A 19,512-nucleotide genomic window follows, 5' to 3' on the forward strand; every position below is an offset into this window, starting at 1 on the left:
ATGTTGAGAGTTATTGTAAAGCACGCAGCAGCGCGTCGTTGTCAGCGCTATCGGCTACCTTGATGTTCCGCCAGCCCAGCTCCCGGGCCTGTTGTGCAAGACGTTCACTGACCACCAAAAGGTCGCAGTTTACCAGCCACTGCTCGCGATACCATTGAGGGATCAGCGACCAAAGGTGTTGTAACATTTCACCGCTGGTGATGACTATCTGGCTCACGCCGCGTGACTGCCAGCGCATCGCCTCTTCTGCACCGTCATAATGACGGTTACAACGTTGATAACATTCACAAAATGTAACGCTGGCGCCACGGCTGCGTAAGGTTTCCCCCAGCAGTTCCCGGCCGCCATTACCGCGTAAAATCAGCGCTTTCTTGCCCGCAACAGATTGTAATTCCGGTAATTGTAGCAACACTTCGCTGATTTCCCGATCGAGGGGATAGCGAACGTGATGGCTGCTGACTTTATGTAATGCCAGCGCCGTGGTGCGTCCAATGGCGAAATAGTCGGGAGACGATGGCCAGTGCAAACCTTGTTGTTGCAGGTGAGCGTGAGCGAACTCAACGGCGTGTTGGGAAAGGGCAAACAGCAGCGAGTCTTTACCCAGGGCCGCGAGATGCTCTGGCAACGCAGCCAGCTCGCGGCCTGGGGTAAACTCAATTAACGGAAAGCTCCAGGCCTCTCGCCCCAGCGCGCGCAGGCGGCTGACAAGTTCTTCTCCCTGAGGAGACGGGCGAGTGACCAGAATACTCATTCAGGTGCTTCTCCGTTATACACGTCTTTGAGGATTGCCCGAGCGCCGTTATCCAGCAGCTCTTCAGCAAGGGACACGCCCAGTGCTTCGGCATCTTTAGCGGGGCCGCGACGTTCGCCGCGCACCATCTGGCTACCGTCAGGTGCGCCAACCAGGGCACGCAGCCACAGCTCACCGTCCTTTAATTCAGCATAGCTGCCAATCGGCACCTGACAGCCGCCTTCAAGACGAGTATTCATCGCGCGTTCTGCACGAACACGAACGGCGGTTTCATCATGATTCAGTGGCGCGAGCAGCGCGCGAGTCTGCTCATCGTCGAGGCGACATTCAATCCCGACAGCACCTTGACCAACAGCCGGCAGAGACTGTTCTGGAGACAATGCGAGGCGAATTCTGGATTCCAGACCCAGACGTTTCAGCCCGGCAACCGCCAGAATGATGGCATCGTAGTCGCCGTTATCGAGTTTGCTCAGGCGCGTGCCAACGTTGCCACGCAGCGAACGGATCACCAAATCGGGGCGTTCAGCGGCTATCTGACACTGGCGGCGTAAACTTGACGTGCCAACCACGCTTCCAGCGGGCAGAGCATCAATGGAGTCAAAGTGATTGGAGACAAACGCATCGCGCGGATCTTCACGCTCGCAAATGGTGGTCAGCCCCAATCCTTGTGGAAATTCTACGGGCACATCTTTCATCGAGTGCACGGCAATGTCAGCGCGGTTTTCAAGCAGCGCAAGTTCCAGCTCTTTGACAAACAGCCCTTTTCCGCCCACTTTCGCCAGCGGGGTATCAAGGATCACATCGCCTCGCGTCACCATCGGCACCAGCTCTACGCTCAGGCCGGGATGGCATGCCATCAGGCGGTCTTTCACATAATGTGCCTGCCAAAGGGCGAGGGGACTTTGCCGTGTGGCAATTCTTAAAACTTTGTCTAACATGCTTGTTACCGTCGTTATCGTCCACTGGTCATCCTAACATTGTTGCTATAAGGATGTTAGTTTTCGAGTTTTTCTGAAAATCCAAAATCGAAGCAGGCGAGGCGTGCTGAAGAATTTACAGCGCTTAAACAGTGCTAAACTTATCTGTAGCGCATCTTTCTTTACCGTCAAACGGCAAGGTGTTAAATTGATCACGTTTTAAACCGTTTGTTAGCCCGTACTACCCAACCTGACGGCAACGGACGGTAGCGGTTCTTGTTGAAATTCTAAAATCCGTCACCCTCGCGGTACAACGGGTTTAAACATCAGGCGATATGTCTTGTACCTCTATATTGAGACACTGAAACAGAGACTGGATGCCATCAATCAATTGCGTGTGGATCGCGCGCTTGCTGCCATGGGGCCCGCTTTTCAGCAGGTCTACAGTCTTCTGCCGACATTGCTTCACTACCATCATCCGCTCATGCCGGGTTACCTCGACGGTAACGTACCCAAAGGCATTTGCCTCTACACGCCTGATGAAACTCAACGCCATTACCTGGACGAACTCGAACTCCATCGCGGTATGCCGCCGCAGCTCACCGCAAAAGGTGAACTGCCGATAACCGGCGTTTACTCGATGGGGAGCACCTCGTCTGTGGGGCAAAGCTGTTCCTCCGATCTCGACATCTGGGTGTGTCACCAGGCCTGGCTGGATAACGAAGAGCGCCAACTGTTGCAGCGTAAATGCAGCCTGCTTGAAAGCTGGGCGGCGTCGCTGGGCGTGGAAGTGAGCTTTTTCCTGATCGACGAAAACCGTTTCCGCCATAACGAAAGCGGCAGTCTGGGTGGTGAAGACTGTGGATCAACCCAGCACATTTTGCTGCTCGATGAATTTTATCGCACCGCTGTGCGCCTCGCAGGTAAACGTATTCTGTGGAATATGGTGCCGTGCGAAGAAGAAGAGCATTACGACGATTACGTCATGAAGCTCTATGCGCAAGGCGTGCTAACGCCGAACGAATGGCTGGACTTAGGCGGATTGAGCTCGCTCTCCGCGGAAGAGTACTTCGGTTCCAGCCTGTGGCAGCTGTATAAAAGTATTGATTCACCGTACAAAGCGGTGCTGAAAACCCTGCTTCTCGAAGCCTATTCCTGGGAATATCCCAACACGCGTCTTCTGGCCAAAGACATTAAGCAACGTTTGCATGACGGCGAGATAGTCTCTTTCGGCCTCGACCCTTACTGCATGATGCTTGAGCGCGTAACAGATTATCTGTTGGCAATTGATGACACCACGCGTCTGGATCTGGTGCGTCGATGTTTCTATTTAAAAGTTTGCGAAAAACTCAGCCGTGAGCGCGCCTGCGTGGGTTGGCGTCGTGAAGTGGTGGGGCAGTTAGTCAAAGACTGGGGCTGGAGTGAAGACCGTCTGGCGATGCTCGATAACCGCGCTAACTGGAAAATCGATGAAGTGCGTAAAGCGCACAACGAACTGCTTGATGCGATGATGCAAAGCTACCGCAATCTGATTCGCTTCGCGCGCCGCAATAATCTGAGTGTTTCCGCAAGTCCGCAGGATATTGGTGTTCTGACCCGTAAACTGTACGCTGCGTTTGAAGCGTTGCCGGGTAAAGTCACGCTGGTGAACCCGCAGATATCCCCGGATCTTTCCGAGCCGAACCTGACCTTTATCCATGTGCCGCCGGGCCGTGCCAACCGCACAGGCTGGTATCTTTACAACCGTGCGCCGAACATGGAGTCCATCGTCAGCCATCAGCCGCTGGAATATAACCGTTATCTTAATAAGCTGGTGGCCTGGGCCTGGTTTAACGGCCTGCTGACCTCACGCACCCGCCTGTTTATTAAGGGCAACGGCGTTGCCGACCTGGCAAAACTGCAGGAAATGGTGGCCGATGTGTCGCATCACTTCCCGCTGCGTTTACCGGCACCTACACCGAAAGCGCTCTACAGCCCGTGCGAGATTCGCCACCTGGCGATTATCGTCAACCTGGAATATGACCCGACGGCGGCGTTCCGCAATCAGGTTGTGCATTTCGATTTCCGTAAGCTCGATGTCTTCAGCTTCGGCGAAGAGCAAAACTGCCTGGTGGGCAGCGTCGATCTGCTTTATCGCAACTCGTGGAATGAAGTGCGTACGCTGCACTTTAACGGCGAGCAGGCGATGATCGAAGCGCTGAAAACCATTCTGGGCAAAATGCACCAGGATGCCGCGCCGCCGGACAGCGTTGAAGTGTTCTGCTACAGCCAACACCTGCGCGGGTTAATTCGTACTCGCGTGCAGCAGCTGGTCTCTGAGTGTATTGATTTGCGCCTCTCCAGTACCCGTCAGGAAACCGGGCGTTTCAAAGCGCTGCGAGTGGCGGGGCAAACCTGGGGCCTGTTCTTCGAACGTCTGAATGTGTCGGTGCAGAAGCTGGAAAACGCGATCGAGTTTTATGGTGCCATCTCGCACAACAAGCTGCATGGCTTGTCCGTGCAGGTGGAAACGAACCATGTGAAACTGCCGTCGGTTGTGGATGGGTTTGCCAGCGAAGGGATTATTCAGTTCTTCTTTGAAGACACCAGCGATGATAACGGCTTCAACATCTACATTCTGGATGAGAGCAACCGGGCAGAGGTTTATCACCACTGCGAAGGCAGCAAAGAAGAGCTGGTGCGAGACGTCAGCCGCTTCTACTCCTCGTCGCACGACCGCTTTACCTACGGCTCAAGCTTTATCAACTTCAACCTGCCGCAGTTCTATCAGATTGTGAAGACGGACAACCGCGCGCAGGTCATTCCTTTCCGTACTCAGGCCATCGCCTCTGTCGCACCTGCGAATCAGGATGCTGCAGCACCGCTTTTACAGCAGTATTTTTCCTGAGAAATTGCCCGGTGACGCTACGCTTACCGGGCCTACAACGGCTTAATCCTTATGCCGGATAAGCGTCAGCACCATCCGGGATAAGGGGTTTAACGGAAAGTCACTTCCTCACCCGCTTGCTGGGTTGCAGCCTGTTCCAGTAAATCCCAGAACGTTTCGCCGCTGCGATCGCACACCCACTCCTCTTCCTTGAGACTGAAGTGATAGCCGCCTTGTTTGGTCGCCAGCCACACCTGGTGCAGCGGTTCCTGACGGTTGATAATGATTTTGCTGCCGTTTTCAAAACTGAGCGTCAGCACGCCGCCGTTGATCTCACAATCGATATCGCTGTCGCCGTCCCAGTCATCAAGACGCTCTTCAATAGTGAGCCAAAGTGTGTCGGCAAGGCGATGGAATTCACTGTCGTTCATTTTTGTTTCCCATTATTGCGTGATGGCGACAGTATATCGCTAAACGCTTGCTTTTACGTCTTCTCCTGCGATGATAGAAAGCAGAAAGCATCAACCACAGGCACTTTAGAATGAAGAACATTGTTGGACCTCTGGTCCTTATGACTGCGTTATTTACGCTGACGGGTTGCGGTCTCAAAGGCCCGCTTTATTTTCCGCCGGCCGATAAAACAGCCGCTCCGCCGACCCAACCGGTAAACCCTGGAACGCAAAGCACCGAGCCGACTCGCAACGATCGCGGCGATAACGGTGGCCCGACTCAGGTGAACTACTAAAACTCAGTCGTTGTTTCTGCGTGGATGGAGTAGATGATGCAGTTCTCTAAAATGCATGGCCTTGGCAACGACTTTATGGTCGTTGATGCGGTGACGCAGAACGTGTTCTTTTCGCCGGAGCTGATTCGTCGCCTCGCGGATCGGCATCTCGGCGTAGGGTTTGATCAACTGTTGGTGGTTGAGCCCCCTTACGATCCCGATCTCGATTTTCACTACCGCATCTTTAATGCCGATGGCAGCGAAGTGAATCAGTGTGGCAATGGCGCACGTTGTTTTGCCCGATTTGTTCGCATCAAAGGCCTGACCAATAAACGTGATATCCGCGTCAGTACCGCTAATGGCCGTATGGTATTAAGCGTAACGGATGACGAACTGGTGCGCGTGAACATGGGCGAACCCAATTTCGAGCCTTCGCAGGTGCCTTTCCGCGCTAACAAAGCGGAAAAGACCTATATTATGCGTGCGGCAGAACAAACAGTATTGTGCGGCGTGGTCTCGATGGGCAACCCGCATTGCGTTCTTCAGGTTGATGATGTGGATACCGCTCAGGTGGAAACATTAGGACCAGTGCTGGAAAGCCATGAGCGTTTTCCGGAGCGTGCCAATATCGGTTTTATGCAGGTCGTCAAACGTGATCACATCCGTTTGCGCGTGTATGAACGTGGCGCAGGCGAAACGCAAGCATGCGGAAGTGGTGCCTGTGCCGCTGTTGCGGTCGGTATTCAGCAAGGCTTGCTGGCCGAAGAGGTACGCGTGGAACTGCCAGGCGGGCGGCTGGATATCGCCTGGAAAGGACCGGGTCAACCGTTGTATATGACTGGCCCGGCGGCACATGTCTACGACGGATTTATTCATTTATGAAACAAATAGGGGAAGAGCAGCAGGCTGAGCTTAGCGCGCTGGATGACAGCGCGGTGGTGGAGTATCTGTTGCACCATCCTGAGTTTTTCATTCGCAACGCACCGGTTGTGGAGCAGATGCGCGTCCCGCATCCTGTTCGCGGCACGGTGTCGTTGGTTGAGTGGCACATGGCGCGGGCGCGAAATCAAATCAACGCGCTGGAAGAAAACATGTCGCTGCTGGTGGAACAGGCAACGGCCAACGAAAGCCTGTTCTATCGCCTGCTGCATCTGCAGACGCGTCTCGCGGCGGCAGAAAGCCTCGACGATATGTTGAATCGCTTTCATCGTTGGGCCCGTGATTTAGGTCTGGCTGGCGCAACGGTTCGGCTGTTCGCCGATCGCTGGCGTATTGGCGCCCCCTCCAAATGCACGCAACTGGCGCTCTCGCGTCAGGCCTTCGAACCCATTCGCATTCAACGTCTTGGTCAGGAACGGCATTTCCTTGGCTCACTGAACGGCCCGGAATTGCTGGTCATGATGCCGGAAGCGAAAGCCATTGGCTCGGTAGCGATGTCGATGCTCGGCAGCGATGGCGATCTCGGCGTGATACTGTTCAGCAGCCGTGATGTGCACCACTATCAGGCAGGGCAAGGCACTCATCTTCTTCAGGAAATTTCGTTGCTGTTGCCTGGCCTGCTGGAGCGCTGGGTCGAGCGCGTATGACGGCCTCACCTTTAGCGACAGCCACCGAACGTTTTTTGCGTTACCTGGGCGTAGAGCGCCAGTTAAGTCCCATCACCGTGTTGAATTATCAGCGTCAGCTTGATGCCATTATCGCTTTAGCCGAAGAAACCGGCGTCAAAAGCTGGCAACAATGTGACGCTGCCGTGGTGCGCAGTTTTGCCACACGCAGCCGCCGCAAAGGGCTCGGCCCTGCCAGCCTCGCGCTGCGCCTCTCCGCATTACGCAGTTTTTTCGACTGGTTAGTCGGTCAGGGCGAGCTACAGGTTAACCCGGCGAAAGCCGTCTCTGCGCCGAAAACGCCGCGCCATCTGCCGAAGAACATTGATGTCGATGATGTGAATCGTCTGCTGGATATCGATCTTAACGATCCGCTGGCCGTGCGAGACAGAGCAATGCTGGAAGTGATGTACGGCGCTGGCCTCCGTCTTTCCGAATTAGTCGGCCTCGATTTGAAACATCTCGATCTGGAATCGGGTGAAGTGTGGGTGATGGGCAAAGGCAGTAAAGAGCGCCGTTTGCCGATTGGCCGCAACGCGGTGCACTGGATTGAACACTGGCTGGATTTACGCGGGTTGTTTGGCGCTGAAGAAGACGCGCTGTTTTTATCTAAGCTCGGTAAGCGAATTTCGGCGCGGAATGTGCAAAAGCGTTTCGCGGAGTGGGGCATCAAACAAGGGCTGAACAGCCATGTCAACCCGCATAAACTCCGTCACTCCTTCGCCACCCATATGCTGGAATCGAGCGGCGATCTGCGTGGCGTGCAGGAATTACTGGGCCACGCCAATCTGTCGACCACCCAAATCTATACCCATCTTGATTTTCAACACCTTGCATCGGTGTACGACAAAGCACATCCACGCGCAAAACGGGGGAAATAATGCGTTTTTACCGTCCTCTGGGCCAGATAGCCGCCCTGACGTTTGATCTCGATGACACCCTTTACGATAACCGCCAGGTGATTCGTCGCACCGAGAAAGAGTCGCTTGAGTTTGTTCGCAACTATCACCCAGCGTTGAACCAACTTGAGAGTAGCGATTTCCAGCAACTGCGCACGGCGCTACGCCAGGCGGAGCCGGAAATCTATCACGACGTCACCGAATGGCGTCGTCGTGCGGTAGAACAGGCGATGTTGAACGCCGGGCTATCCACAAGTGACGCGGAAATTGGTGCCAATGCCGCGATGATGAATTTCGCCAAATGGCGCAGCGCCATTGATGTGCCGCAGGAAACGCACGATACCCTCGCGAAACTGGCAGAGAAATGGCCGCTGGTGGCGATCACCAACGGCAACGCGCAGCCAGAATTGTTTGGCCTGAATGAGTACTTCAAATTTGTGCTGCGCGCGGGCCCTGACGGGCGCTCGAAACCGTTCAGCGATATGTACCATCTGGCGGCTGAACGCCTTGATGTGCCGCTCGGGCAAATCCTGCATGTTGGTGATGACCTGACCACAGATGTTGCCGGTGCCGTCCGTTGCGGCATGCAGGCGTGCTGGATCAATCTGCTCGATGGCGACCTGATGCAAATCAGTGACAGTCGCCTGCTGCCGCACATTGAAATTTCGCGGTTGGCATCCCTCACTACGCTGATATAATCACCAGCAACTCTGTATATATTAACAGGGGTTCTGCGAACCCCGATTTTCTCCGGCGGTGCCAATGGACGTTTCTTACCTGCTCGACAGCCTCAATGACAAACAGCGTGAAGCCGTAGCGGCTAAGCGTACCAACCTGCTGGTGCTGGCTGGGGCGGGGAGTGGTAAGACGCGCGTGCTGGTGCACCGCATCGCGTGGCTGCAAAGCGTGGAAAACTGCTCGCCGTATTCCATTATGGCGGTGACGTTCACCAACAAGGCGGCGGCGGAAATGCGCCACCGTATCGCGCAGCTGATGGGCTCTTCGCAGGGCGGCATGTGGGTGGGTACTTTCCACGGCCTGGCGCACCGTTTGCTGCGTGCGCACCATCTGGACGCCAATCTGCCGCAGGATTTCCAGATTCTGGACAGCGAAGATCAACTGCGTCTGCTGAAGCGCCTGATGAAAGCGATGAACCTCGACGAGAAGCAGTGGCCCGCGCGTCAGGGGATGTGGTTTATCAACGGCAAGAAAGATGAGGGCCTGCGCCCGCATCATATTCAAAGCTTTGGCAATCCTATCGAACAAACCTGGATCAGCGTTTATAAAGCCTATCAGGAAGCGTGTGACCGCGCGGGGCTGGTGGATTTCGCCGAGCTGTTGCTGCGAGCGCACGAGCTGTGGCTCAACAAGCCGCATATTTTGCAGCACTACCGCGAACGCTTCACCAATATCCTCGTCGACGAATTCCAGGATACCAACAACATTCAGTACGCGTGGATCCGCATGCTGGCGGGCGACACTGGCAAAGTGATGATCGTCGGCGACGATGACCAGTCAATTTACGGCTGGCGTGGTGCGCAGGTTGAAAATATTCAGCGTTTCCTCAACGATTTCCCGGGTGCCGAAACTATTCGTCTGGAACAGAACTACCGTTCGACCAACAATATTCTGAGCGCCGCTAATGCCCTGATTGAAAACAACAACGGGCGTCTGGGTAAAAAGCTGTGGACCGACGGCGTCGACGGCGAGCCTATCTCACTCTACTGCGCCTTTAACGAACTCGACGAAGCGCGTTTCGTGGTCAGCCGCATTAAAACCTGGCAGGACAACGGCGGGGCGCTGGAGCAGTGCGCCATTCTTTATCGCAGCAACGCCCAGTCGCGTGTGCTGGAAGAAGCCTTGTTGCAGGTCAGCATGCCGTATCGCATCTACGGCGGCATGCGCTTCTTCGAACGTCAGGAAATCAAAGATGCGCTTTCCTATTTGCGCCTGATTGCTAACCGAAATGACGACGCAGCGTTTGAACGCGTGGTGAATACCCCAACGCGTGGGATTGGCGATCGCACTCTGGATGTGGTGCGTCAGGCTTCGCGTGATCGTCAGTTAACGCTGTGGCAAGCCTGTCGTGAGCTGCTGAAAGAGAAAGCCCTGGCAGGACGTGCGGCCAGCGCGTTACAGCGCTTTATGGAGCTTATCGAAGCGCTGGCGCAGGAAACTGTCGACATGCCGCTGCATGTGCAGACTGACCGGGTGATTAAAGATTCCGGCCTGTTCATGATGTATGAACAAGAGAAGGGCGAGAAGGGCCAGACGCGTATCGAAAACTTAGAGGAACTGGTGACGGCCACGCGCCAGTTCAGCTACAACGACGAAGAAGAAGACATGATGCCGCTGCAGGCGTTCCTCTCCCACGCTGCGCTGGAAGCGGGCGAAGGGCAGGCGGACACCTGGCAGGATGCGGTTCAGTTGATGACGCTGCACTCAGCGAAAGGTCTGGAGTTCCCGCAGGTGTTTATCGTCGGGATGGAAGAGGGCATGTTCCCGAGCCAGATGTCGCTGGATGAAGGCGGGCGTCTGGAAGAGGAACGCCGTCTGGCCTACGTTGGGGTGACGCGTGCGATGCAAAAGCTGACGCTGACCTACGCCGAAACGCGTCGTCTGTACGGGAAAGAGGTCTATCACCGTCCATCACGCTTTGTGGGTGAATTACCGGAAGCTTGTGTGGAAGAAGTCCGTCTGCGTGCAACGGTGAGTCGCCCGGTGAGTCACCAGCGGATGGGCACGCCAATGGCGGAAAACGACACGGGCTACAAACTCGGCCAGCGCGTTCGTCACCCGAAATTTGGTGAAGGCACCATTGTTAATCTGGAAGGCAGCGGCGAGCACAGCCGTTTGCAGGTCGCGTTTCAGGGGCAAGGGATCAAATGGCTGGTGGCCGCCTACGCTCGTCTCGAAACCGTGTAACGTTAAGAAAATTATCATAATTTTTTAACGTTCTGCTAGTCTTATACGCCAGAGGGGTGGAAAAGCTCTCTGGCTTTTCGTTGCGTGTTGACGCTGCATTTAGGCTGGCGTAACATGCGCGCACGATTACGCTAAGAGGACTGATACCTTGGACACACCCAGTAGATGCTGGCTCAACTTCCTGCAATTCAGGAACAACTCCTAAGGCTATCACCCCACGCTGATGGCCTTAGAGGTTGTCAGCGACCCGCTCGTATTCCGTCGCTCTGAGTCAGGCTTTATGGTCTGAAACCCCCATTGTTTCTGTGTGCCCAACGTACCGTCCGATCATTTTTTGCATTGGGAGTCCCGGTCATGCTGAGCGCATTTCAACTGGAAAACAATCGCTTAACGCGTCTTGAGTCTGATGACATCGAACATCTGGGCAGCTCTGTCTGGGTCGATTTGGTGGAGCCGGATGATGACGAGCGAAACCGCGTACAGTCAGAACTGGGTCAAAACCTTGCCACACGTCCTGAACTGGAAGACATCGAAGCATCGGCCCGTTTCTTCGAAGACGAAGACGGCCTGCACATTCACTCCTTCTTCTTTTTTGAAGATGCTGACGATCACGCGGGTAACTCCACCGTGGCATTTACCATTCGCGAAGGGCGCTTGTTTACTCTGCGCGAGCGTGAACTGCCTGCGTTTCGTCTCTATCGTATGCGCGCCCGTAACCAGGAAATGGTCGACGGTAACGCCTTCGAGCTGTTACTGGATTTGTTCGAAACCAAAATCGAACAGCTGGCGGATGAAATCGAAAACATCTACAGCGATCTGGAAAAGCTGAGCCGGGTGATCATGGAAGGCCATCAGGGTGATGAGTACGACGAAGCACTGTCCACCCTGGCGGAGCTGGAAGATATCGGCTGGAAAGTGCGTTTGTGTCTGATGGATACCCAACGTGCACTGAACTTCCTGGTGCGTAAGGCGCGTTTGCCTGCTGTCCAGCTTGAACAGGCGCGCGAAATCCTGCGAGATATCGAATCTCTGCTGCCGCATAACGAATCGCTGTTCCAGAAGGTGAACTTCCTGATGCAGGCGGCGATGGGCTTTATCAACATCGAGCAGAACCGCATCATCAAGATCTTCTCGGTGGTGTCCGTGGTGTTCCTGCCACCGACGCTGGTGGCCTCCAGCTACGGGATGAACTTCGAGTTTATGCCAGAGCTGCATTTAAGCTTCGGCTATCCGGCAGCGATTGTGGTGATGATCCTCGCGGGTCTCGCACCGTATCTTTACTTCAAGCGTAAGAACTGGCTGTAAGGATCACTTCATACTCCCGGCGGCTTGCTGCGGTGAAGCCGCCGATCAACAACGGTTCTGCAATTTCCTTTTCTGCCGCAATCTCGCCTAAAACATCACGTAGCTTTGCCAGCGTTTTCTCTGACGTGTGGCTCGACGTGATCAACGGCAGGCCCGGTGTTAACGCTGTTTCGCCAATCGTCGCCAGCCCAGCCAGTGCTTCAGGCTGATAACGGGCGAACAGCGCCAGGCTGACACAATCAATGGCAGCGATGTCGGCCACGCCGTTTTGCAGCGCCTTCAGCGACTGGCGATGGCTGCCCGTCCAGACAAGTGAGCTGAAAAACGTATCGTCATGCGCCACGCTGTTACGCAGGGCGTGATACCCCGATTGCGAGTCTGCTGAATTGCTGGCGGCGATGCGCCCGCGAAACGCTGCAAGCGTTTTACCCTCATCCACTTTTCTTACCACCAGCTTGCTACGGTAGTTTCCTCTCTCACATCCCGACGCGAGGTAATGAAACTGGCCCACCACCTGAACCTCCGGCAACTGTGTCATCAGAGGATATCCGCAGGTCTGGCTTAACAATAAAGTGTCGTCACGCCAGTGTGGGAGGAGTTCAACCGGTCGCAGAAATTGCGCCTCAGGAAAACGGCGCAGCACGGCAGCAGCCAGTGCATCGGTGGCTGTGGGATTAACGTCATACATCGGAAAAGCCAGCTTAGCCGCCATGCGTTTCTCCTTCGTGCTTGCCTGGATGCACCGTTACGTCGACCGGACGGAAGCGATAATTGCGCCACCATTCCCGATAGCCTTTCACCACGAATCCCTGATTCCGCTGCTGATAACGCTCTTTATCGCGCAGCCAGACTTTACGCAGGCCATACCAGGGCACGCCGGGTAAATCGTGGTGTACCGAATGATAGTTCAGATTGAGGAACAGCAGCCGCCAGGGTAAAGACGTTTCGGTAATGGCGGAGCGTGCCAGCGGATCGTCCGCTGCGCGGTGCTCCAGAAAAGAACGCACTTTTGTCACGGCAAGCGCTGGATAGCTGACCGCAGCGAGATACCACAGGATCGGGAAATCGTTATGCTCCAGCCAGTAAAAAACCAGGGCGAGCAAGATGAAATGAACCAGCCACATGGCGATAGCAGGGCGTTCAAGGCGGCGGAAAGAGGCCACCATTCCCGTGAACACGCCGAAGATATCCAGCAGCGGAGCCAGCAGCAATCGCCCGACAAAGGTGTTTCGCCAGTGGATCACGCGTTGCTGCCACTCGCTGAAACGCTGCCAGCGTTCGGCTGAAAAATAGTAAGTTTCAGGATCTTCTCCCGGCACGGTCAGCAGCTGATTGCGGTGATGCGCCAGATGTGAATCGCGGTATAAGCCATACGGATACCAGACGGCCAGAGGCAAAAGACCGAACAGTTGGTTCAGACGTGGCCAGCGGGTCGGATGCCCATGGATAAGCTCGTGCTGAAGCGACATATACCAGGTGGTAAACAGAATGAGCAGGGCGGTGGAGGCGAAAATCCCCAACGTTTGATGGAAGGCCAGCGTGGCAAACCAGCCGCTGTAAATCGTGACCATCAGCAACCACGTGGGGAGCTCGCTGCGCCACAGCCAGCTTTGGGACCACTGGCGCACCGCCAGCCGTTGAGTGTCGTTAAGCCAGGCAGAACGTCTGGCGCTGTCAGGAGGTAACATCCGGCCTTCACATTTCAGGAATACATTCGCTGAAGATGTGAGAAGCCGTTTGAAATAACAAAGAATTTAAGCGGATGAGCTTTGCTATTTTTCAGCAAAGCCGGGGACATCAGGCTTTGGGTGCGCGTCGCAGCGTGTAAACCGCATCCATCACAAAGAGTGCCAGCGCGACCCAGATAAACGCAAAGGTCACCATCTTATCGGTACCCGGCGTTTCACCGTAGAATACAACCGCCAGCAGGAACATCAGCGTCGGGCCGATGTACTGGAAGAAACCGAGCGTCGACAGGCGCAGGCGAGTGGCTGCACCGGTAAAGCACAGCAGCGGAATAGTGGTGACGACGCCCGCCGCCATCAGCAGCACATTCAGTGACCAGGGGTTTTGCCCCATATGGCTGGTGGCACTGTCGGCAATGCCGAACAGATAAATCGCCGCCACTGGCAGCAGCCAGAGGGTTTCAACCAACATGCCGGTCTGCGCATCGACAGCAATCTTTTTGCGTGCCAGGCCATAGAACGCGAAGCTGAAAGCCAGCCCCAGCGCGATGACTGGCAGGGAACCAAATGTCCAGAGCTGCACCAGCACGCCACACGCTGCCAGCGCGACCGCCAGCCACTGCATACGACGGAAACGCTCGCCGAGGAAAATCATCCCCAACACCACGTTCACCAGCGGGTTGATAAAATAACCGAGGCTAGCTTCCAGCATGTGCTGATTGTTCACCGCCCAGATAAACAGCAGCCAGTTGCCGCCGATCAGCACCGCAGACACCGCCAGCATCAGGATTTTTTTCGGGGTCTGGCACAGGCGTTTGATCCCGCTCCACTGACGGCTGATAGAGATCAGCGCAATCATAAAGAAGAAGGACCAGATGATACGGTGCGTCAGAATTTCATCGGCTGGCACGTAGTGGATCAGCTTGAAGTAAGCCGGTGCCACACCCCAGATAAAATAAGCGGCAAGGGCGAGTAATACGCCTTGCCGCGTTTGTTTAGCATCCATCAGTAAAATCCGTTACAGAAAAGTAAAACGATTTTACCTGAATTTACCTGATCAACCCACCATATAAGTCGCCGTGGCGCTGGCGATATAGACCTGATCTTCGTTATGCAATTCGACCCGAGCTACCGCCACTTTATTACCTGCACGCAGCAGGCTGCTGGTGGCGGTAAAGCGGTTCCCACGCCCTGGGCGCAGGTAATCGACTCGTAAATCGATGGTGCCCATCCGCGACAGGCGCTGGCGCAGTTCGTCCTCGTTAATGGTGTCGTGACGAGTCAGAGTGCTGCCTACGCAAACCAGGCCTGCCGCCACATCCAGTGCCGAAGCAATCACGCCGCCGTGAAGAATGCTTTGCGCCCAGTTGCCGACCATCATCGGCTGATTGTTGAAGCTGAGCTGGGCGAACGCTTTTTCATAACGTTCCAGTTCCAGACCAAGCGCACGGTTAAACGGCATGTGATACACAAAAATATCGCCGACCAGTTTTAATGCTTCATCGGCGGTCAGTTCTTTCGACATAGCAACCTGTCCATTGGTTAATGAAATGTTGATTTTATGCTTATGGAATGTTGATTGCTACTTTCGGAACGGATAACCGCGCATTACGGAGATAAATGAGTAGAATGTCTGGCGAATAATAATCCAACAAATAAATATTTATCTTCAGGAGAACTCCCGATGCGAACCAGGCTGGGTTGGTTACTGGCAGTAGCAGGACTGCCGCTTTCCGTTTACGCACAGGAAGCTACGATCAAGGACGTTCATGATACTCCCGCCGTTCGCGGCAGTATTATTGCCAACATGCTGCAGGAGCACGACAACCCGTTCACGCTCTACCCGTATGATACTAACTATCTGATTTATACGTGGAGCAGCGACATTAACAAAGAAGCCATTCAGACCTACAACTGGTCGGATAATGCGCGTAAAGATGAGGTGAAGTATCAGCTGAGCCTGGCCTTCCCAATCTGGCGCGGCATTCTGGGCGACAATTCCGTGCTGGGCGCTTCGTACACGCAAAAGTCCTGGTGGCAGCTTTCCAATACCGGCGAGTCTTCGCCTTTCCGCGAAACCAACTATGAGCCGCAGCTCTTCTTAGGCTTCGCGACAGACTACGAGTTTGCAGGCTGGACGCTGCGCGATGTTGAAGTCGGGTATAACCACGATTCCAACGGCCGTTCAGATCCCACTTCCCGCAGCTGGAACCGCATGTATACGCGCCTGATGGCGCAGAACGGCAACATGATGGTTGAAGTGAAGCCGTGGTTTGTCATCGGCGACACCGACGATAACCCGGATATCACCAAGTACATGGGCTACTACCAGCTGAAAATTGGGTATCAGCTGGGCGACGCAGTGCTAAGCGCGAAAGGCCAGTACAACTGGAACACTGGTTACGGCGGCGCGGAGCTGGGAATAAGCTACCCGGTGACCAAGCATATGCGTGTTTATACTCAGGTTTACAGTGGTTACGGCGAGTCGCTGATTGATTACAACTTCAATCAGACGCGCGTTGGCGTAGGCGTAATGCTCAACGATCTGTTTTAATCGTTGCACTCTTGTCCTCAGGCGCTGAAAATAGCGCCTGTTTTTATTTCAGGGCTGGGGTGAGTGTGGCGCAGGCGGAAGTGATCAATCAGGTAACGCTGGCAAGACAGGTTTTACAAGAAACCTTCGGCTACCAGCAATTCCGCCCAGGACAGGAAACGATCATCGAGACCGTGCTCGAAGGGCGCGATTGTCTGGTGGTGATGCCGACGGGCGGCGGGAAATCCCTCTGCTATCAAATTCCTGCGTTAGTGCTTGAAGGCCTGACGGTGGTAGTTTCTCCGCTTATCTCGCTGATGAAAGACCAGGTCGATCAGCTGCTCGCCAACGGCGTGGCTGCGGCCTGTCTGAACTCAACCCAGAACCGCGAACAGCAGCAAGAAATTATGGCGGGTTGCCGAACGGGCAAAATCCGCCTGCTCTATATCGCGCCCGAGCGCCTGATGCTCGACAACTTCCTCGACAACCTCAGCCACTGGAATCCGGTGATGCTGGCGGTAGATGAAGCGCACTGTATCTCCCAATGGGGCCACGATTTCCGTCCTGAGTACGCTGCACTGGGCCATCTGCGTCAACGCTTCCCGGCACTGCCTTTTATGGCTTTGACGGCAACTGCCGATGACACCACCCGTAGCGATATCGTCCGTCTGCTCGGCCTTAACGATCCGCTGATTCAAATCAGCAGCTTCGATCGCCCCAATATCCGTTACATGCTGATGGAGAAGTTTAAGCCTCTCGATCAGCTGATGCGTTACGTGCAGGAACAGCGCGGTAAATCCGGCATTATCTACTGTAACAGCCGCTCAAAAGTGGAAGACACCGCTGCCCGCCTGCAAAGTCGTGGTATCAGCGCCGGCGCTTATCACGCGGGGCTGGAAAACGACGTGCGCGCCGATGTACAGGAGAAATTCCAGCGCGATGACCTGCAAATCGTGGTGGCAACCGTGGCCTTCGGCATGGGCATCAACAAGCCAAACGTGCGCTTTGTGGTTCACTTCGACATTCCGCGCAACATCGAATCTTACTACCAGGAAACCGGCCGCGCCGGGCGTGATGGCCTGCCTGCGGAAGCGATGCTGTTTTACGACCCGGCCGACATGGCGTGGTTGCGCCGCTGCCTGGAAGAGAAACCTGCCGGGCAGTTGCAGGACATCGAACGCCACAAGCTCAATGCGATGGGCGCTTTTGCGGAAGCGCAAACCTGCCGTCGTCTGGTGTTGCTGAATTATTTTGGCGAAGGGCGTCAGGAGCCGTGCGGTAACTGCGACGTTTGCCTTGATCCACCGCGTCAGTACGACGGCCTGGAAGACGCACGTAAAGCCCTCTCTACGGTGTACCGTGTGAATCAGCGTTTCGGGATGGGCTACGTGGTGGAAGTGCTGCGGGGGGCGAATAATCAGCGCATCCGCGAAATGGGCCACGACAAGCTGCCTGTTTACGGCATTGGTCGCGAGCAAAGCCATGAGCATTGGGTCAGCGTGATTCGCCAGCTCATTCACATGGGTTTTGCGACTCAGAACATCGCCCATCATTCTGCCTTACAGCTCACTGAAGCGGCGCGTCCGGTGCTGCGTGCCGAAGTTCCGCTGCAATTGGCTGTACCGCGTGTGCTCGCACTCAAACCACGCGTCGCGCAGAAATCGTATGGCGGCAACTACGACCGCAAACTGTTCGCCAAACTGCGCAAGCTGCGTAAATCCATTGCCGACGAAGAGAACATCCCGCCTTACGTGGTGTTTAACGACGCAACGCTGATTGAAATGGCGGAGCAGATGCCGACTTCACCAGGTGAAATGCTCAGCGTGAACGGCGTGGGGATGCGCAAACTTGAACGTTTTGGCCAGGAGTTTCTGGCGCTGATCCGCTCGCACGTGGATGGCGATGATGAGGAGTAGTCAGCCGGGCGAAAAAGTGCCAGGATAATCACTCACTGAATCATTCCCCCGCGAGTTATCTATGCTGATGTTATTTCTCACCGTGGCGATGGTGCATCTGATTGCACTGATGAGCCCGGGTCCGGACTTTTTCTTCGTGTCGCAAACGGCGGTCAGTCGCTCCCGAAAAGAAGCGATGATGGGCGTACTCGGCATTACCGCAGGCGTCATGGTCTGGGCTGGTGTGGCGCTCTTAGGCCTGCATCTGCTCCTCGAAAAAATGGCCTGGCTGCATAACATCGTGATGGTGGGCGGCGGACTTTATCTCTGCTGGATGGGCTATCAGATGCTGCGCGGCGCGCTGAAGAAAAGCGAAGCGCCAGCAGGTGAACCGAAAGTTGAACTGGCGCAGGGCGGAAAAAGCTTCCTCAAAGGCCTGCTGACCAATCTGGCAAACCCAAAAGCGATTATTTACTTCGGTTCCGTCTTCTCACTGTTTGTGGGCGACAGCGTCGGCGCCGCAGAGCGCTGGGGGATTTTCCTGCTGATTATCGTTGAAACCTTCGCGTGGTTTACCGTGGTGGCAAGCCTGTTTGCGCTGCCGTCCATGCGCCGGGGTTACCAGCGCATGGCGAAGTGGATTGATGGCGTAGCGGGCACTCTGTTTGCCGGGTTCGGCATTCACCTGATTATCTCCCGCTGATCACGCATGGCGCGCGGACGCTAACAGCGCCCCAACCAGCATAAACAACGAACCAAAGACTTTATTCAGGGCCTTCATCTGACGAGGGCCTTTGATCCAGCCCGCAATGCGCTGCGCCAGCGTCGCATAGCCAATCATCACGATGATATCCACCACAATGGTTGTCACCCCGAGCACCACGTACTGCATCACCTGTGGCTGATGCGGCATGATGAACTGCGGGAACAGTGCTGCCAGAAAGACGATGCTTTTCGGGTTGGTCAGGTTCACAAACACCGCGCGCTTGAAAAGATGCCCGCTTGACTGTGTTTTTGCCACGGTATTGAGGTCGATAGCGCCCGCCGCCCGCCACTGCTGAATGCCGAGCCAGATAAGATAGGCTGCACCGGCCCACTTCAGCACTTCAAACGCCATTACTGACCGGGAAAACAACGTTCCCAGCCCGACACCGACCAGCACGATGTGAATGCCCAATCCGGTTTGCAGCCCGGCAATCGACGCGGCTGCACCACGATAGCCGTGATTGATGGATGTGGTCATGGTGTTGATAGCCCCGGAACCCGGAGAAAGGCTGAGGATAATCGACGTCAACAGATAGGCGAACCACCATTCAAAGGTCATCAGAATCTCCCTGAGGGACTGTTTTTATGCCACAATACCGTATAAAGCAGGTGTTGTAAGTCACGTCACTGAAAATACGATCTT

20 protein-coding genes are annotated in these 19,512 nt (G+C 55.1%); 12 read left to right on the forward strand and 8 right to left on the reverse strand.

The features are described from left to right. Positions 1-10 precede the first annotated feature (10 nt). Together hemD and hemC are read right to left on the reverse strand one after the other, a co-directional pair. A complete protein-coding gene (hemD, locus tag ACI2I2_RS20630; RefSeq protein ID WP_404659676.1) occupies positions 11-751 on the reverse strand; it encodes a uroporphyrinogen-III synthase in 741 nt (246 codons plus the stop codon). Further along, a complete protein-coding gene (hemC, locus tag ACI2I2_RS20635) occupies positions 748-1,689 on the reverse strand; it encodes a hydroxymethylbilane synthase (RefSeq protein ID WP_404659677.1) in 942 nt (313 codons plus the stop codon). Before hemC ends, hemD begins: the two co-directional genes overlap by 4 nt. Before the next feature lie 319 nt (positions 1,690-2,008). On the opposite strand from hemC, the gene cyaA reads away from it, so the two are divergent. Continuing rightward, positions 2,009-4,555, forward strand: coding sequence for a class I adenylate cyclase (cyaA, locus tag ACI2I2_RS20640; protein WP_404659678.1), 2,547 nt, complete (start codon positions 2,009-2,011; stop codon positions 4,553-4,555). A gap of 89 nt (positions 4,556-4,644) precedes the next feature. On the opposite strand, the gene cyaY is transcribed toward cyaA, so the two are convergent. Then, positions 4,645-4,965 carry an iron donor protein CyaY gene (cyaY, locus tag ACI2I2_RS20645; RefSeq protein WP_404659680.1) on the reverse strand — a complete coding sequence of 107 codons (321 nt, stop codon included), beginning with the start codon at positions 4,963-4,965 and terminating at the stop codon, positions 4,645-4,647. Between the two features lie 110 nt (positions 4,966-5,075). Between cyaY and ACI2I2_RS20650 the strand changes: the two genes are divergently transcribed. The 8 genes from ACI2I2_RS20650 (at position 5,076) to corA (ending at position 11,991) form a co-directional block, all read left to right on the forward strand. Further along, positions 5,076-5,279 carry a lipoprotein gene (locus ACI2I2_RS20650; protein WP_404659681.1) on the forward strand — a complete coding sequence of 68 codons (204 nt, stop codon included), beginning with the start codon at positions 5,076-5,078 and terminating at the stop codon, positions 5,277-5,279. A gap of 36 nt (positions 5,280-5,315) precedes the next feature. After that, positions 5,316-6,140 (forward strand): diaminopimelate epimerase, encoded by an 825-nt coding sequence (gene dapF / locus ACI2I2_RS20655; RefSeq protein WP_404659724.1) that lies wholly within the window; start codon positions 5,316-5,318, stop codon positions 6,138-6,140. Continuing rightward, the gene (locus ACI2I2_RS20660; RefSeq protein ID WP_404659682.1) at positions 6,137-6,844 is read left to right on the forward strand and encodes a DUF484 domain-containing protein; all 708 of its coding nucleotides are present in this window, start codon (positions 6,137-6,139) and stop codon (positions 6,842-6,844) included. Before dapF ends, ACI2I2_RS20660 begins: the two co-directional genes overlap by 4 nt. After that, positions 6,841-7,743, forward strand: coding sequence for a tyrosine recombinase XerC (gene xerC, locus ACI2I2_RS20665; protein ID WP_404659683.1), 903 nt, complete (start codon positions 6,841-6,843; stop codon positions 7,741-7,743). Before ACI2I2_RS20660 ends, xerC begins: the two co-directional genes overlap by 4 nt. Continuing rightward, on the forward strand, positions 7,743-8,459 hold the full coding sequence (gene yigB / locus ACI2I2_RS20670; RefSeq protein ID WP_404659684.1) for a 5-amino-6-(5-phospho-D-ribitylamino)uracil phosphatase YigB: 717 nt from the start codon (positions 7,743-7,745) through the stop codon (positions 8,457-8,459). The genes xerC and yigB overlap by 1 nt, the downstream gene beginning before the upstream one ends. Positions 8,460-8,523: 64 nt before the next feature. Next, positions 8,524-10,686 carry a DNA helicase II gene (gene uvrD, locus ACI2I2_RS20675; protein WP_330985197.1) on the forward strand — a complete coding sequence of 721 codons (2,163 nt, stop codon included), beginning with the start codon at positions 8,524-8,526 and terminating at the stop codon, positions 10,684-10,686. Positions 10,687-10,834: 148 nt separating this feature from the next. Next, positions 10,835-10,891, forward strand: a complete 57-nt coding sequence (ysgD, locus tag ACI2I2_RS20680; RefSeq protein WP_404659725.1) for a YsgD/CorL family protein — start codon at positions 10,835-10,837, stop codon at positions 10,889-10,891. A gap of 149 nt (positions 10,892-11,040) precedes the next feature. Next, entirely contained in the window at positions 11,041-11,991 is a 951-nt protein-coding gene (gene corA, locus ACI2I2_RS20685) for a magnesium/cobalt transporter CorA (protein WP_330985196.1), read from the forward strand. On the opposite strand, the gene ACI2I2_RS20690 is transcribed toward corA, so the two are convergent. The 4 genes from ACI2I2_RS20690 to yigI all read right to left on the reverse strand — a co-directional run bounded on the left by ACI2I2_RS20690 (position 11,969) and on the right by yigI (position 15,201). Next, the gene (locus ACI2I2_RS20690; RefSeq protein ID WP_404659685.1) at positions 11,969-12,703 is read right to left on the reverse strand and encodes a phosphate/phosphite/phosphonate ABC transporter substrate-binding protein; all 735 of its coding nucleotides are present in this window, start codon (positions 12,701-12,703) and stop codon (positions 11,969-11,971) included. The genes corA and ACI2I2_RS20690 overlap by 23 nt on opposite strands. Further along, positions 12,693-13,679, reverse strand: coding sequence for a fatty acid desaturase (locus ACI2I2_RS20695; protein WP_404659686.1), 987 nt, complete (start codon positions 13,677-13,679; stop codon positions 12,693-12,695). Before ACI2I2_RS20695 ends, ACI2I2_RS20690 begins: the two co-directional genes overlap by 11 nt. Positions 13,680-13,788: 109 nt before the next feature. After that, complete coding sequence (gene rarD, locus ACI2I2_RS20700; protein ID WP_404659687.1) at positions 13,789-14,682, reverse strand: EamA family transporter RarD; 894 nt, start codon at positions 14,680-14,682, stop codon at positions 13,789-13,791. A gap of 51 nt (positions 14,683-14,733) precedes the next feature. Further along, positions 14,734-15,201 carry an acyl-CoA thioesterase YigI gene (gene yigI, locus ACI2I2_RS20705; RefSeq protein ID WP_330985192.1) on the reverse strand — a complete coding sequence of 156 codons (468 nt, stop codon included), beginning with the start codon at positions 15,199-15,201 and terminating at the stop codon, positions 14,734-14,736. A 159-nt stretch (positions 15,202-15,360) separates the two neighbouring features. Here yigI and pldA point away from each other — a divergent pair, with 159 nt between their 5' ends. From pldA to rhtC, 3 genes are all read left to right on the forward strand, one after another. Then, complete coding sequence (gene pldA / locus ACI2I2_RS20710) at positions 15,361-16,230, forward strand: phospholipase A (protein ID WP_404659688.1); 870 nt, start codon at positions 15,361-15,363, stop codon at positions 16,228-16,230. Between the two features lie 59 nt (positions 16,231-16,289). After that, positions 16,290-18,125 carry an ATP-dependent DNA helicase RecQ gene (gene recQ, locus ACI2I2_RS20715; protein ID WP_330985187.1) on the forward strand — a complete coding sequence of 612 codons (1,836 nt, stop codon included), beginning with the start codon at positions 16,290-16,292 and terminating at the stop codon, positions 18,123-18,125. Positions 18,126-18,186: 61 nt separating this feature from the next. Further along, on the forward strand, positions 18,187-18,807 hold the full coding sequence (rhtC, locus tag ACI2I2_RS20720; protein WP_404659689.1) for a threonine export protein RhtC: 621 nt from the start codon (positions 18,187-18,189) through the stop codon (positions 18,805-18,807). Here the strand turns inward: rhtC and rhtB are convergent, their stop codons facing one another. Beyond that, positions 18,808-19,428, reverse strand: coding sequence for a homoserine/homoserine lactone efflux protein (rhtB, locus tag ACI2I2_RS20725; protein WP_404659691.1), 621 nt, complete (start codon positions 19,426-19,428; stop codon positions 18,808-18,810). Between the last annotated feature and the right edge of the window lie 84 nt (positions 19,429-19,512).

It is taken from the genome of Scandinavium sp. NPDC088450 (genome assembly GCF_044900545.1).
Taxonomy (GTDB): Bacteria; Pseudomonadota; Gammaproteobacteria; order Enterobacterales; family Enterobacteriaceae; genus Scandinavium.

Excerpts from the sequence above, each read along its gene's own strand:
- rhtB (WP_404659691.1), bottom strand. The coding sequence starts at position 19,428 with ATGACCTTTGAATGGTGGTTCGCCTATCTGTTGACGTCGATTATCCTC.
- pldA (WP_404659688.1), top strand. The coding sequence starts at position 15,361 with ATGCGAACCAGGCTGGGTTGGTTACTGGCAGTAGCAGGACTGCCGCTT.
- hemC (WP_404659677.1), bottom strand. The coding sequence starts at position 1,689 with ATGTTAGACAAAGTTTTAAGAATTGCCACACGGCAAAGTCCCCTCGCC.
- xerC (WP_404659683.1), top strand. The coding sequence starts at position 6,841 with ATGACGGCCTCACCTTTAGCGACAGCCACCGAACGTTTTTTGCGTTAC.
- uvrD (WP_330985197.1), top strand. The coding sequence starts at position 8,524 with ATGGACGTTTCTTACCTGCTCGACAGCCTCAATGACAAACAGCGTGAA.
- ACI2I2_RS20650 (WP_404659681.1), top strand. The coding sequence starts at position 5,076 with ATGAAGAACATTGTTGGACCTCTGGTCCTTATGACTGCGTTATTTACG.
- yigI (WP_330985192.1), bottom strand. The coding sequence starts at position 15,201 with ATGTCGAAAGAACTGACCGCCGATGAAGCATTAAAACTGGTCGGCGAT.
- ACI2I2_RS20690 (WP_404659685.1), bottom strand. The coding sequence starts at position 12,703 with ATGGCGGCTAAGCTGGCTTTTCCGATGTATGACGTTAATCCCACAGCC.
- yigB (WP_404659684.1), top strand. The coding sequence starts at position 7,743 with ATGCGTTTTTACCGTCCTCTGGGCCAGATAGCCGCCCTGACGTTTGAT.
- rarD (WP_404659687.1), bottom strand. The coding sequence starts at position 14,682 with ATGGATGCTAAACAAACGCGGCAAGGCGTATTACTCGCCCTTGCCGCT.
- ACI2I2_RS20660 (WP_404659682.1), top strand. The coding sequence starts at position 6,137 with ATGAAACAAATAGGGGAAGAGCAGCAGGCTGAGCTTAGCGCGCTGGAT.
- rhtC (WP_404659689.1), top strand. The coding sequence starts at position 18,187 with ATGCTGATGTTATTTCTCACCGTGGCGATGGTGCATCTGATTGCACTG.
- hemD (WP_404659676.1), bottom strand. The coding sequence starts at position 751 with ATGAGTATTCTGGTCACTCGCCCGTCTCCTCAGGGAGAAGAACTTGTC.
- cyaY (WP_404659680.1), bottom strand. The coding sequence starts at position 4,965 with ATGAACGACAGTGAATTCCATCGCCTTGCCGACACACTTTGGCTCACT.
- dapF (WP_404659724.1), top strand. The coding sequence starts at position 5,316 with ATGCAGTTCTCTAAAATGCATGGCCTTGGCAACGACTTTATGGTCGTT.
- ACI2I2_RS20695 (WP_404659686.1), bottom strand. The coding sequence starts at position 13,679 with ATGTTACCTCCTGACAGCGCCAGACGTTCTGCCTGGCTTAACGACACT.
- corA (WP_330985196.1), top strand. The coding sequence starts at position 11,041 with ATGCTGAGCGCATTTCAACTGGAAAACAATCGCTTAACGCGTCTTGAG.